The organism is Xanthomarina sp. (assembly GCF_035306605.1).
In the GTDB taxonomy this organism is placed as follows: Bacteria; Bacteroidota; Bacteroidia; order Flavobacteriales; family Flavobacteriaceae; genus Xanthomarina.
Genome location: NZ_DATGNR010000075.1, coordinates 76674 through 91303, shown reverse-complemented (window position 1 = coordinate 91303; position 14630 = coordinate 76674). Strand labels below are relative to the sequence as shown.

The following is a 14630-nucleotide window of genomic DNA, read 5'->3' as shown; positions in this document are numbered from 1 at the left end:
AAAGAAAACAAAATAATCTTGTAAGTCCGTAGGATTTGAAGCTGAAATTATCAGATTTCAAAATAATTCGGATTAACAAATAAAAATAACAAATATGAACTTAAATAATTATACTATAAAATCGCAAGAAGCCATTCAGCAAGCACAACAACTTGCTCAAGGTTATGGCCATCAACAAATAGAAAACGAGCATTTATTTAAAGCTATTTCTGTGGTTGATGAAAACGTTCTACCATTCATCTTAAAAAAACTGAATATCAATATTCCGGTTTTATATCAGGCAGTAGAAAAACAATTAGAAAGTTATCCTAAAGTTTCTGGTGGAGATATTATATTATCTCGTGAAGCAGGAAAAGCACTTAACGAGGCCGCAATAACTGCTAAAAATATGAAAGACGACTATGTGTCGATTGAACATTTAATCTTAGCCATATTCAAGTCCAATAGCAAGGTTGCGCAAATGCTAAAAGATCAAGGAGCTACTGAAAAAGCACTAATTGCTAGTATTAATGAATTACGAAAGGGAGAGAAAGTAACTTCACAAAGTCAAGAAGAAACCTATAATTCCTTAAACAAATACGCTAAAAATCTGAACCAATTAGCAAAAGACGGTAAGTTGGATCCAGTTATTGGTCGCGATGAAGAAATTCGTAGAATCCTACAAATTCTATCTAGACGTACTAAAAACAACCCAATTCTTATTGGAGAACCTGGAACAGGAAAAACAGCTATCGCAGAAGGTTTGGCTCACAGAATTATAGACGGCGATATTCCAGAGAATTTAAAAGACAAGCAAATTTTCGCACTTGATATGGGTGCCTTAATTGCAGGAGCAAAATACAAAGGTGAATTTGAAGAGCGTTTAAAGGCTGTAATAAAAGAAGTTACTGAAAGTGATGGCGATATTGTATTGTTTATAGACGAAATCCATACTTTGGTTGGAGCCGGTGGCGGTCAAGGTGCCATGGATGCTGCTAATATTTTAAAACCAGCTTTAGCAAGAGGTGAACTTAGAGCTATAGGTGCTACAACTTTAGACGAGTATCAAAAGTATTTTGAAAAAGACAAAGCGCTAGAACGACGTTTCCAAAAAGTAGTAGTTAACGAACCGGATACAGAAAGTGCTATCTCTATTTTACGTGGAATAAAAGAAAAATACGAAACCCACCATAAAGTTCGTATAAAAGATGAAGCCATTATTGGAGCTGTAGAATTATCTCAACGCTATATAACCAATCGTTTCCTTCCAGATAAGGCCATCGACTTAATGGACGAAGCTGCTTCTAAATTGCGTATGGAAATCAATTCAAAACCAGAAGAATTAGATGTTTTGGATAGAAAAATCATGCAATTAGAAATTGAAATTGAAGCTATTAAACGAGAAAAGGATGAATCGAAATTAAAAACCTTACGTTCGGATTTAGCAAACTTAAAAGAAGAACGTAACGAGATTAATGCGAAGTGGAAAAGCGAAAAAGAAGTTGTAGATAACATTCAAACTACTAAAGCAAATATAGAGAATTTCAAATTAGAAGCTGAACGTGCAGAGCGTGATGGCGACTATGGAAAAGTTGCAGAAATTCGCTACGGAAAAATTAAAGAAGCACAAGAAACATTAGAAAAACTTCAAAAGGAACTCAAAGAAAATCAATCGGAAACCTCCTTAATTAAAGAAGAAGTTACTTATGAAGACATTGCCGATGTGGTAGCAAAATGGACAGGTATTCCTGTAACCAAGATGATCCAAAGTGAACGCGAGAAATTACTAAAATTAGAAGACGAACTTCACAAACGTGTTGTTGGTCAAGAAGAAGCCATAGTTGCCGTAAGTGACGCTGTAAGACGTTCTAGAGCTGGACTTCAAAACGCTCAAAAACCCATTGGTACCTTTTTATTTTTAGGAACCACCGGTGTTGGTAAAACAGAATTAGCCAAAGCTTTAGCGGAATACTTGTTTGATGACGAAAATGCTATGACTAGAATTGACATGAGTGAATACCAAGAACGTCATGCTGTTAGTAGATTAATTGGTGCACCTCCAGGATATGTTGGTTACGACGAAGGTGGTCAACTTACCGAAGCGGTTAGAAGAAAACCTTATTCTGTGGTATTATTAGATGAGATTGAAAAAGCCCATCCAGACACCTTTAACATCTTGTTACAAGTATTGGACGAAGGTAGATTAACAGATAATAAAGGTCGTGTAGCCGATTTTAAAAACACAATTATAATTATGACATCCAATATAGGAAGTCATATTATTCAAGAGCGTTTTGAGGCTACCAAAGACATTGAATCAGCTATGGAAGCTGCTAAAATTGATGTATTGACCTTATTAAAACAAAGTGTTAGACCTGAGTTTTTAAACAGGATAGACGACACCATCATGTTTACACCTTTAAGTAAAGAAAACATTACCGATATTGTTGGCTTACAGTTAAAAGGATTAACAAAAATGCTGTTGGAACAAAACATTACTTTCGACGCCACCGATGACGCCATCTCCTATTTAGCAGATAAAGGATATCATCCAGAATATGGCGCTAGACCAGTAAAAAGAGTTATTCAGAAAGAGGTTTTAAATGAATTGAGTAAAGAAATTTTAGCAGGAAAAGTAACTACGGATAGTATTATCCTCTTAGATGCTTTCGATGACAAGTTAGTCTTTAGAAATCAAACTAATTTAGTTGCGGAAGAATTTTAAAAGATTTTTTTCATGTAGTTAGTTATCCTACCCTATGGTAGAACAATTAAAAGCAACGTCAACCTAAAAAGGGGCACGTTGCTTTTTTTTTACTTTCCATTATATAAAAATGTACTATCTTGACCTGTCGTTAAAAATCACAACCTTCTAAATCTATGATCCAAGGTTTATAAAACTTTTCACTTTGTTACCTATGAAAAATTACCGAAGTTTACCCTGAGCACTTTTAATTATTAGTTAGCTCCATAATAAATTAAAAATAAGCTCTTAACACCACAATTTTCTGTTTCATAGAGTTAAATAATTCTCCTAGTGAGGAACTCTTAAACTTTTAATATTTTTTTTAATTGCATGATGTAAATACAAGTAGTTAATCGTATTTTTGATGCCACTTAACCTATAAATAATTATATATGTCCCTTTGTAATTACATAGACCACACCCTTTTAAAGTCGTCTGCTACCAAAACCGATATAAAAACTCTATGTGACGAAGCAATACAATACAGATTTTATTCAGTTTGTGTTAATAGTTTTTATGTGACTTTAGCAAAGCATTTGTTAATACGAAGTAATGTTAAAGTGTGTTCCGTGATTGGTTTTCCATTGGGAGCTATGAGTACAGAAGCGAAGGTTTTTGAAGCCATCAAAGCAGTTGAAGATGGGGCTGACGAAATTGACATGGTTATCAATATAGGCATGCTTAGAAGCAAAAATTATGTTGCTGTATATAAGGATATTTGCGATGTAAAATTGGCCATTGGGAACATCCCATTGAAAGTTATTTTAGAAATTAGTGAATTATCTAAAAATGAAATAATTAAAGCTTGTCAAATTTGTTTAGATGCCAAGGCTGACTTTATAAAGACATCAACGGGATTCTCAAAAAGTGGAGCCACCTTGACAGCTGTAAAAATGATTAGAAAAACTGTCAGAAATCAAGCTAAAATAAAAGCTTCTGGAGGCATTAGAGATTATGAAACCGCCTTAAAATATATAGATGCTGGAGCAGATAGAATTGGCACCTCGTCTGGAATTAATATAGTTACCGAAAAAAAGGCTAAGGTAACAGACACCGATTATTAACTTTTAATTATACGTACCTATGAGTGTTCATATTGAAGCAAAACCAGGAGACATTGCTGAAACCATCTTATTACCTGGAGACCCATTAAGAGCTAAATGGATAGCCGAGACCTTTTTAGAAAACCCGGTTTGTTTTAATAGAGTACGAAACATGTTTGGTTATACGGGCACTTATAAAGGTAAACGCGTTTCTGTTATGGGAACAGGCATGGGCATACCTAGTATTACAATTTACGCACACGAGTTAATTACAGAATATGGTGTAAAAAATTTAATTCGAGTTGGAAGTAGTGGATCTTACCAAAAACACGTAAAAATTAGAGATATTGTATTAGCTATGGCTGCATCTTCGAATTCTGGATTAAACGAAATACGTTTTGGAGGAGCCGATTATGCACCCACAGCAGATTTCGGCTTATTCCAAAAAGCTGTTGAGGCGGCAAAAGAGAAAAATATCCCTTTAAAAGCTGGAAATGTATTTACTTCGGATGAGTTTTATGCAGACGATTTTGAATCGTACAAAAAATGGTCGAAATTTGGAGTGCTTTGTGTAGAAATGGAAACAGCTGGCTTGTACACCGTTGCTGCAAAACACAATGTTAAGGCACTTTCTATTTTAACTATTTCAGACTCGTTGGTTACAGGAGAACGAACCACAAGTGAAGAGCGCGAAACCACTTTTAAAGAAATGATAGATATTGCTTTAGAGCTAGCCTAAAATTACTAGCTGATCTAAACAAAAATTAAATCAACTACTAGCTATCAATTAACTGTTACGTTATTTAGTTCAATTTTAGAAAGCAGTTCCAAATTATTATTTTCAAATAAAGAGCCTAATTCCTTCAGAGTTGGCTCTTTGTCTTTTGGCTTAAAATTATTATAATCTACAAATCTAATTCCGTTAATATAGCGTTCATTATAAGCTTCTCTAAACCTATATCCCAAACCATTAGCCTCATGAAATGAGTAGGCCAAATAATCGGTTTTAAAAGTTTCTTTATCTATCCAATATAAAAAAACATCGTCAAAATCTTCACCGCCTCCTTCTTGCTTAAAACTAACCTCTATCTTATAGTAATTTTTATTCTTCAGCATTTCTTCACCCAATAAGGTTTTAATTACAGCAGCATCGTTCAATCCGTAAGGAAGAACTGAAAAATAATGTACAGAATTTACAGAGGCTGAATATTTAGCTGCAATTGAGTCCATAAGTTCTAATGGTTCATTATCAACAAAACGATAAAATCCTTCATTATCTAACACATCTCTTAAAGTGAAAATTGAATCATTAAAATGACGTTCTAAACTAAATTCTCCATGATTTCTAATGGCTTTATAATGTTTATCTCTAAAATCAAATTCAATAGTAGAGGCGTCAAACTTGTTACCTCCAGCAACTTCAATTGCCTTATCAACGATTTCTTGAGCATTTAAAACTGTAGGTTCTGTTTTTTTACAACCCCCAAAAAACAAACTACATAGTACTGGTATAAAAATCAATTGTTTCATAAAATGGAAATTACAAGTATTTTTGTAAAATTACTGATAATATTCAGGAGTTTTCTAAAAGTTCTTTTAAATTATTTACCTTTGACACGTATGCAAAAAAACGTAAACATAAAGAACCGAAAAGCCAGATTCCAATACGACTTATTGGACACCTATACAGCTGGCATTGTTTTATCGGGAACCGAAATAAAATCCATTAGAGAAAGCAAGGCTTCCATTGCCGAAAGTTTCTGTGAATTTAACGAGCATGGTGAATTGTTTGTGGTTAATATGACTATTGAAGAATATATCTACGGAACGTATTACAACCACAAGCCGAAAGCCACTAGAAAGCTTTTATTAAATAAAAGAGAACTTAAAAAACTAGAAAAAGAAGTTAAAAGCACAGGTCTTACTATTATTCCTCTACGTCTATTTATTAACGAAAGAGGCTTGGCTAAACTAAGTATTGCCTTAGCAAAAGGAAAAAAACTTTACGACAAGAGAGAAACCATTAAAGATAGAGAAAACAAGGTGAGGTTGGACCGAATTAAAAAAAGCTATTAATTACAATCTACAATTAAGCTTGAGTTATGAGCTTCTTTATATTTATCGTCTAATTTCTTGATTTTTAAAACACGTATTTACACTTCTTTTTAACCCCATCAAAATATTAAAACAAATGAAAAAGTGGCATTTATTACTTTGTTTGTTCGCCTTTAACCTATGTATAAACGCACAAGAGAGCGCCATAAAATATGGGCATAAGGTAAAAACTTTAGAGACTACCATACAAACACTTTACAATGTAGTTTCTGGTGAAAAAGGAGACATAAGGGATTGGGAGCTTTTTAAATACTTGTTCATGCAAAACGCGAAACTTATTCCTACCAAAAAAAATGAGGAAGGTTATTTTATTACTCGATACATGTCGCCTTCCGATTACATTTCTGTTTCAGAAGCTTGGTTGTTAGACAACGGTTTTTTTGAGAAAGAAATCCACAGAACAGTGGACACCTATGGTAACATAGCCCAGGTTTTCAGCACCTATGAATCTTATCAAAATGAAACAGATTTAGAACCTTTTATGAGAGGTATAAAAAGCATTCAATTGTTTTATGATGGATTTAGATGGTGGATTGTAAATATTTTCTGGACCCAAGAAACCGAAGAAAACAAAATTCCAATTGAATACCTTCCTAGATCCAGGTATTAATTTTTATCCTCTAAAAGAGGCACAAATCTAAATTCTCCAAACTCGTGTTTTTCAAATTCTTTAGGTCCTTTTCTAACAAAGAGTGTCATAACTTGTACATCGTCGCCAACGGGAATTACTAGGCGTCCATCAATGGCTAATTGGCTCAACAAAGGTTTTGGCACAAAAGGAGCACCGGCTGTTACAATAATCCCGTTAAAAGGCGCCTCTTCTTCCAATCCGATATAACCATCACCGAAAATAAGTTTTTTTGCTCTATAACCTAAATTAGGCAGAAATTTACTTGTTTTCTTATACAGTTCCCGTTGTCTTTCAATACTGTAAACAACAGCTCCCAGTTCGCATAAAACAGCCGTTTGATAACCACTTCCAGTTCCAATTTCCAAGATTTTATCTCCTGGTTTAATTTTCAACAATTCGGTTTGAAAAGCTACCGTATAAGGTTGCGAAATAGTTTGGTCTGCTGCAATAGGGAACGCCTTATCTTGATACGCATGATCTAAAAATCCAGAATCCATAAATAAATGTCTTGGAATCCTTCCAATGGCCTCCAACACCTTTTTATCAGTAATTCCCTTACTGTTAATCACTTCAACTAATTGCTGTCTTAATCCCTTATGTTTAAACGTATCTTTCACTGTTCACTTTGTTTTCTAGGCTAAATTAATCCAATAAGCAACAAGTTCAAAGTTTAAACTTTAAAGTTTCGTTTAATTTCTAAAACTAAAATCTTATTTTTGTTGAAAACGTAATAACATGCTAAAAGCGGGAGTTCTGGGTGCTGGACATCTTGGAAAAATTCATTTAAGACTTCTTAACCAATCAGAAAAATATCAACTAGTTGGTTTTTATGATGCTGACGAAGCCAATGCTATAAAAATCGAAGCTGAGTTCGGTTACAAATACTTCAATTCCATCGATGATTTGATTGATGCTGTTGATATGGTAGATATTGTAACCCCTACCCTTTCACATTACGAATGTGCCTTAAAAGCCATATCTAAAGGGAAACATATCTTTATTGAAAAACCAATAACCAACACAGTTGAAGAAGCTGAACATATTAGAGAGTTATTGGCTAAACATAACATTCGTGGTCAAGTAGGACATGTAGAAAGATTCAATCCGGCATATTTAGCGGTAAAAGATCAAATTGTTCACCCGATGTTTATTGAGTGTCATCGTTTGGCAGAATTTAATCCTCGCGGGACAGATGTTCCAGTAGTTTTAGATCTCATGATTCACGATATTGACATTATTTTAAGCGTGGTACAATCTAAGGTAAAACATGTTTCAGCTAGTGGGGTTTCTGTTATTAGCGACACGCCAGATATTGCCAACGCTAGAATAGAATTTGAAAATGGTTGTGTAGCCAATTTAACTGCAAGTAGAATTTCACTAAAAAACATGAGAAAGTCGCGTTTCTTTCAAAAAGACGCTTATATATCGGTGGATTTTCTAGAAAAAAAATGTGAAGTAGTTAAAATGAAAGATGCTCCAAAAGAACCTGGAGATTTTGATATGATTCTTCAAAATGCTGAAGGCATTAAAAAGCAAATATATTTCGACAATCCAGAAGTAGAAAACAACAACGCTATTTTAGACGAGTTGGAATCTTTTGCCGATGCAATTAACAACAACAGATCACCAATTGTAACCCTACATGATGGCACAGAAGCCTTACGTGTGGCAACTATGATTATCGATCAGTTTTAATTGCCTTTCTAGTATTTTACAAAAGCATAAAACATTATAAAATAAAAATTAACCAGATTCCCATAGTCATGGGAATAAAAATAAATTTTCAATGAAAAACGTAGCAGTAATAGGAGCTGGAACCATGGGTAATGGAATTGCTCACACTTTTGCTCAAAGTGGATATAAAGTACAACTTATAGATATTAGCGAAGCTTCTTTAAAACGAGGTATGGATACCATTTCCAAAAACTTGGACAGAATGGTTGCTAAAGAAAAAATTACAGAAGCTGATAAAGCTGAAACCTTGGCAAACATTACTACCTACACGGATATAAAAGAAGGAGTTGGACAAGCAGAATTAGTAGTTGAAGCGGCTACCGAAAACCTAGATTTAAAACTAAAAATCTTTAAACAGTTAGACGAAGTATGTCCTAAGGACACTATTTTAGCTAGTAATACATCATCTATTTCTATTACTCAAATAGCTGCAGCCACTACTAGACCAAGTTTGGTTATTGGAATGCACTTTATGAACCCTGTTCCAATTATGAAATTGGTTGAAATTATCCGTGGCTATAATACCAGCGATGAAGTAACAAAAACCATCATGGAATTATCTAAAAAACTAGGTAAAACTCCAACAGAAGTTAATGACTATCCTGGTTTTGTTGCCAATAGAATTTTAATGCCAATGCTTAACGAAGCTATAGAAACACTTTATAATGGTGTTGCTGGTGTTGAAGAAATTGATACGGTTATGAAACTTGGTATGGCTCATCCAATGGGTCCTTTACAGTTAGCAGATTTTATAGGTTTAGACGTTTGTTTATCTATTTTAAATGTTATGTACGATGGCTTTAAAAACCCTAAATACGCCCCTTGCCCACTTTTAGTAAATATGGTAATGGCTGGTAAATTAGGAGTTAAATCCGGTGAAGGTTTCTACGACTATGCTGAAAGCAGAAAAGCAGAAAAAGTAGCTAAACAATTTTTGAAATAAATTAGTGGTATTTGACAGGTAAACAGTGGTCGGTTAATATATTTTTATTTAATAAAATTTTTAAAATTTATTACTAAACACTGTTAACTGAATACTGTTTACTTCATCTTGAACACTAAATAAAAAATGGCAAAAATACATCCTTTTAAAGCAGTTCGTCCAACAAGAGACAAAGTTAGCTTGGTTGCTGCAAGGCCCTATCAAAGTTATACTAAGGAGCAATTAGAATCTAGATTACGGGACAATCCGTTTTCTTTTTTACAAATTGTAAATCCTGGTTATAGATTTGACAAAGAGGTTTCCGGAGCATCTAGGTATAATTTAGTAAGAAACAGATATTTAGAATTTAAGGAAGATGGCATTTTTAATCAAGACGAAACCCCTTGTTATTACATTTACAAGATTGTAGATAGAGAACAACAAGAGTTTAACGGAATTGTAGCTGCTGTAAGTAATTTGGATTACGAAAACGATGTTGTAAGAAAACACGAAGACACCATTGAATATCGTGAGGAAATTTTTAAAGAGTATCTTAAAACAGTTGGGTTTAATGCAGAACCTGTGCTACTCACCTATCCAGACAATCCAACCATTAAGAGTATTATAAACAAAATTCAGCAAGAACGTGCCGAGTTTGAATTTACAACAACCTATAGAGACACCCATTATTTGTGGAAAGTAGAGAATCTTCAAACCATTGAGTCCCTAAAGAAGGAATTTAATAAGATTCCTACAATTTATATTGCCGATGGTCACCACAGATCCACGTCTTCATATTTGTTATATAAAGATTTAATGGCAGCAAATCCAAATCATAACGGAAATGAACCTTATAACTTTTTTATGAGTTATTTAATTCCAGAATCCGATTTGCAAATCCATTCTTTCAACAGGTTGGTTAAAGATTTAAATGGTTTGTCTAAAGAGGAATTTTTAATTCAGCTAGACACTAATTACAGGATAGAAAACAGAGGAAAAATCCCTTATCAACCAACAAAAAAACATCACTTTAGCATGTATTTAGATGGTGAGTTCTATTCTCTTCATTTACGAAGAACCATTTACCAAATGGAATCATCTTTAGATGGCTTAGACTCTCAAATTCTATATAAAACTATATTAAACCCTGTTTTAGGAATTGAAGATTTAAGGAACGACCAAAGAATTTCATATATTAATGGAAAAAAAGACCTAGTAAGCATTAAAAGTAGTGTGGATAGCGGCGAGTACCAAGTTGGTTTTGTTATGATACCTGTATGTGTAGAAGAAATGAAACAAATTGCAGACGACGGTCTTATCATGCCTCCAAAAAGCACCTATATAGAGCCAAAACTACGTAATGGCGTTACCATTTACGAATATTAAAAGTCATGTATCTTTGTTAAGATTCTTTTTGTTTTTATTCAACAAGAAGCCTTTAACAGAAAACTATTAATTATGTCAATACAAGAAAATCTCCATCACATAAAATCCACATTACCAGAAAACGTTACCCTTGTTGCCGTTTCTAAAACCAAGTCTGTTGGCGAAATTATGGAAGCCTATCATGCTGGTCAGCGCATTTTTGGTGAAAACAAAATTCAGGAAATGGTTGAGAAGTATGAGGAAATGCCAAAAGACATTCATTGGCATATGATTGGCCATGTACAAAGAAACAAGGTGAAATATATGGCCCCATTTGTTAGCATGATTCATGGAGTTGAAAACTTTAGAACTCTAAAGGAAATCAATAAACAGGCTAAGAAAAACGATAGAACTATAGCTTGTTTACTTCAAATAAAAATAGCTACAGAAGACTCTAAATTTGGTATGAGCACTCAGGAAGCTTCAGATATTTTAGCCTCTAGCGAATTTTCAGAATTAAAACATATAAAAGTGGTTGGTGTTATGGGAATGGCCACCTTTACAGACGACCAAGAACAAATTAAAAAAGAATTCAACCAACTAAAATCAAGCTCTAACCAATTGAGAACCACACACCCTGAATTGGAAGTTATTTCTATGGGAATGAGTGGTGATTATCCTTTAGCTATAGCTTGCGGTAGTAATATGGTTCGTGTTGGAAGTAGTATCTTTGGAGATCGAAACTATTAATTTTACTCATAGTCAGAAATCAATCTGTTTTAACCTAACAAAAAACAACATACTATTTACGCAATATTAGACATAGAGACCACTGGTGGTAAGTACAACGAAGAAGGTATTACCGAGATAGCAATTTATAAATTCGACGGACACAAAGTAGTTGATCAATTTATAAGCTTGGTAAATCCTGAAAGGGAAATCCAACCTTTTGTTGTCAATCTAACAGGCATTAACAGCAACATGCTTAAAAATGCCCCAAAGTTCTATGAGGTAGCTAAACGCATCATTGAAATTACGGAAGACTGTATTATTGTGGCTCATAATGCAGATTTTGACTACCGAATTTTAAGAACTGAATTTAAACGATTAGGCTTTCCATATAAACGCAAAACACTTTGTACGGTTTCACTTTCACAAACCCTTATTCCGGACCAACCTTCCTATAGTCTAGGTAAATTAACACGAGCTTTAGGAATTCCTGTAAGCGACCGACATAGAGCGAATGGCGATGCCATAGCAACCGTAAAGCTATTTAAAATGTTATTGGCCAAGGATGTTGAAAAGGTTATTGTTAAGAATGCCATAAAGGTAGAGCCCACTGATAAAATGGAACCAAGTTTAAAACAAATTTTAAACGGACTTCCCCATACAACAGGAGTTTATTATATGCATAACGCCAATGGAGAAATTATATACATTGGAAAAAGTAAAAACATAAAAAACAGAGTTAGCCAACATTTTACAAACACAAACTCCAAGTCGAAAAAAATTCAGTTACAAACAACGGCCGTTACCTACGATCCTACAGGAAACGAATTAGTTGCTCTATTAAAGGAAAGTGAAGAAATTAAACGCAATAAACCTATTTTTAACAGAGCCTTGCGAAGAACCATTTTTACACATGCGCTTTACAGTTTTGTTGATGATGATGGATACCTCCATCTGAAAATTGACAAAGCAGACGGCAGAAGGAAGGCCATTACTACCTTTAGCACCAAAAACAGTGCGAAACAATTTCTATTCAAAGCGGTTGAAGAATTTAATCTTTGCCAGAAGCTTTCAGACTTATATCCTACAAAAAGCAGTTGTTTTAATTATAGTATTAAACAATGTCATGGAGCCTGTATTAAAGAAGAAACAGCCCAAACATATAACCAGCGTGTTAACCAACTTATAGATAAATATAGCTATAAAAACGCGAACATGGTTCTTGTAGATAAAGGTCGAGAAGTTGCTGAACGCAGTGTTATTTTAATTAAAAATGGTGTTTATGTAGGTTATGGCTATGTCAACCTGAATTACCAAATTACCAACGCCCAAGTATTGGAATCGGTAATTACGCCCATGGAAAACAATAGGGACACACAGCATATAATTCAAAATTATTTAAGACGAAATAAAAATCTCAAAATAATCACACTTCCCTCTTAAAAGTTTTATTAACAAATCTTTCACTACATTTGATAAATGGCAGAGAAAAAACCACATGCGAACTGGAAAATAAAAGTTCACGATATTATTTATGAGGCTGAAACACCTGCAGGAAAGCTATTTGATGTCATATTACTTATAGCCATTTTAGCAAGTATCTTGCTAGTCATGTTAGAGAGTGTGGAGTCCTTAGATAACAAATATCATGCGTTTTTTGATATTTCGGAATGGGTTATCACCATCATGTTTTCTATAGAATATATTTTAAGGGTTATTTCAGTAAAAAGACCCCTTAAATATATTACTAGTTTTTATGGTATTATCGATTTACTTTCAACCATACCAAAATACCTCTCTTTAATATTTGTTGGCACACATGCTTTAGTAGCCTTTAGAGCCATTAGATTGCTGCGTGTTTTCAGAATACTAAAACTTGTTAGGTTTTTATCGGCATCCAACCATTTAGCTACAGCCCTAAAAGCTAGTAGAGCAAAAATTTTGGTGTTCGTTCTGGTTATGGTTATTTCCACCATTATTTTAGGCACAGTTATGTACTTGGTTGAAGGAAAAGAAAATGGCTTTGACAATATTCCAAAAAGTGTCTATTGGTGTATTGTTACACTTACCACTGTTGGATTTGGAGATATTACACCACAAACACCTTTAGGTCAGGTTATCGCTTCATTCGTAATGATTATGGGTTATGGTATCATTGCTGTTCCAACAGGAATAGTAACTGCAGAATATACTAAATATGACAAAGACAGTAATACAAATAAAAATCATGAACATAGCGTTTCTCCCATCCCTAAACACCCGAGTCAGATAGATTCTAGCACGCTGTCTTGTCCAAATTGTTTAAATGAAAACCACAAGGATTCTGCAAAATATTGTCACAAATGCGGACATAGTTTAAATACCGAATTATAAAAACACTTAAGTTATTAGCAGCAAAGGCAACCATAAGTATTTAATTTCTATAGTAGGTCCAACAGCTATAGGAAAAACGGCTCTTAGTATTAAATTAGCCCAGTATTTTCATACGGAAATTATTTCAGCAGATTCCCGACAGTTTTATAAAGAAATGTCTATCGGGACAGCTGCTCCTACTCCAGAAGAATTAGCTGCTGCCAAGCATCATTTTATTCACCATAAGTCCATAGAAGACCAATATAATGTAGGTACTTTTGAAAAAGATGCCATTAATCTTTTAGATGATTTATTTCAATCCCACAATATTGTTATTATGGTTGGTGGCTCTGGCTTGTATGTAGATGCTGTAATTCATGGTTTGGATCATTTTCCAGAAGTAGATTCCAAAATTAGAGAAGCTTTAAACAAGCAGTTAGACCTTGAAGGTTTAGAAGTTCTTCAGGAAAAACTAAAATCCTTAGACCCCGACTCGTATAACACTATAGCCATAGACAATCCACAACGCGTTATTCGCGCATTGGAAATTTGCATAGGTTCAGGACAGCCTTATTCTTCATTTCTAAATAAAAACAAAGTAAACAGAGCCTTTAAAGCCATTCATATAGGCTTAACTGCCGATAGGGAAATAATTTACGACAGGATTAACCGCCGAGTAGATAATATGATGCAAGTAGGCTTAATAGATGAAGTTAAAAGACTTTTAGACAAACAAAACCTTAATGCATTAAATACAGTAGGTTATAAGGAACTGTTTAAGTACTTTCATGGTGAATGGGAACTAGATTTTGCCGTTTCTGAAATAAAGAAAAATTCCCGAAGATTTGCTAAAAGACAACTTACTTGGTTTCGAAAAAAGGAAGACCATTTATGGTTTGACTTTGAAACGCCTATAGACACTATTGTGGATGCCATAAAATTAGAAATGGCCAAAAACACGACAAACTAAACCTCCAAAGTCTCATACCTGAAATTATAACATAAAAAAAACCG

The 14630-nt window shown here is 34.0% G+C and carries 14 protein-coding genes; 12 read left to right on the top strand and 2 right to left on the bottom strand.

Going from position 1 to position 14630, the window contains the following annotated elements; genetic code table 11:
* Window positions 1-94 precede the first annotated feature (94 nt).
* The 3 genes from clpB to deoD all read left to right on the top strand — a co-directional run bounded on the left by clpB (window position 95) and on the right by deoD (window position 4507).
* Entirely contained in the window at window positions 95-2704 is a 2610-nt protein-coding gene (clpB, locus tag VKY41_RS10260) for an ATP-dependent chaperone ClpB (protein WP_500814361.1), read from the top strand.
* Window positions 2705-3117: 413 nt separating this feature from the next.
* Window positions 3118-3789: a deoxyribose-phosphate aldolase gene (gene deoC, locus VKY41_RS10255; protein WP_500814360.1), complete on the top strand. Its 672-nt coding sequence runs from the start codon at window positions 3118-3120 to the stop codon at window positions 3787-3789.
* Between the two features lie 19 nt (window positions 3790-3808).
* Window positions 3809-4507, top strand: coding sequence for a purine-nucleoside phosphorylase (gene deoD / locus VKY41_RS10250; protein ID WP_500814359.1), 699 nt, complete (start codon window positions 3809-3811; stop codon window positions 4505-4507).
* A gap of 44 nt (window positions 4508-4551) precedes the next feature.
* Here deoD and VKY41_RS10245 read toward each other — a convergent pair whose 3' ends face one another.
* Window positions 4552-5298, bottom strand: a complete 747-nt coding sequence (locus VKY41_RS10245) for a DUF6503 family protein (protein WP_500814358.1) — start codon at window positions 5296-5298, stop codon at window positions 4552-4554.
* Window positions 5299-5388: 90 nt separating this feature from the next.
* On the opposite strand from VKY41_RS10245, the gene smpB reads away from it, so the two are divergent.
* On the top strand, window positions 5389-5844 hold the full coding sequence (gene smpB, locus VKY41_RS10240; protein WP_500814357.1) for an SsrA-binding protein SmpB: 456 nt from the start codon (window positions 5389-5391) through the stop codon (window positions 5842-5844).
* Window positions 5845-5959: 115 nt separating this feature from the next.
* The gene (locus VKY41_RS10235) at window positions 5960-6493 is read left to right on the top strand and encodes a hypothetical protein (protein WP_500814356.1); all 534 of its coding nucleotides are present in this window, start codon (window positions 5960-5962) and stop codon (window positions 6491-6493) included.
* Here the strand turns inward: VKY41_RS10235 and VKY41_RS10230 are convergent.
* A complete protein-coding gene (locus VKY41_RS10230; protein ID WP_500814355.1) occupies window positions 6490-7131 on the bottom strand; it encodes a protein-L-isoaspartate(D-aspartate) O-methyltransferase in 642 nt (213 codons plus the stop codon). The two genes, VKY41_RS10235 and VKY41_RS10230, sit on opposite strands and share 4 nt — an antisense overlap.
* A gap of 118 nt (window positions 7132-7249) precedes the next feature.
* Here VKY41_RS10230 and VKY41_RS10225 point away from each other — a divergent pair, with 118 nt between their 5' ends.
* From VKY41_RS10225 to miaA, 7 genes are all read left to right on the top strand, one after another.
* On the top strand, window positions 7250-8209 hold the full coding sequence (locus tag VKY41_RS10225; RefSeq protein ID WP_500814354.1) for a Gfo/Idh/MocA family protein: 960 nt from the start codon (window positions 7250-7252) through the stop codon (window positions 8207-8209).
* Between the two features lie 91 nt (window positions 8210-8300).
* Window positions 8301-9191, top strand: coding sequence for a 3-hydroxyacyl-CoA dehydrogenase family protein (locus VKY41_RS10220; RefSeq protein WP_500814353.1), 891 nt, complete (start codon window positions 8301-8303; stop codon window positions 9189-9191).
* 126 nt (window positions 9192-9317) lie between these two features.
* A complete protein-coding gene (locus VKY41_RS10215) occupies window positions 9318-10556 on the top strand; it encodes a DUF1015 domain-containing protein (protein WP_500814352.1) in 1239 nt (412 codons plus the stop codon).
* A gap of 72 nt (window positions 10557-10628) precedes the next feature.
* Entirely contained in the window at window positions 10629-11285 is a 657-nt protein-coding gene (locus VKY41_RS10210; RefSeq protein ID WP_500814351.1) for a YggS family pyridoxal phosphate-dependent enzyme, read from the top strand.
* Window positions 11286-11339: 54 nt separating this feature from the next.
* Window positions 11340-12707 (top strand): exonuclease domain-containing protein, encoded by a 1368-nt coding sequence (locus VKY41_RS10205; protein ID WP_500814381.1) that lies wholly within the window; start codon window positions 11340-11342, stop codon window positions 12705-12707.
* Between the two features lie 36 nt (window positions 12708-12743).
* On the top strand, window positions 12744-13637 hold the full coding sequence (locus VKY41_RS10200; protein WP_500814350.1) for an ion transporter: 894 nt from the start codon (window positions 12744-12746) through the stop codon (window positions 13635-13637).
* Between the two features lie 13 nt (window positions 13638-13650).
* On the top strand, window positions 13651-14586 hold the full coding sequence (gene miaA, locus VKY41_RS10195; protein ID WP_500814380.1) for a tRNA (adenosine(37)-N6)-dimethylallyltransferase MiaA: 936 nt from the start codon (window positions 13651-13653) through the stop codon (window positions 14584-14586).
* Window positions 14587-14630: the final 44 nt, after the last annotated feature.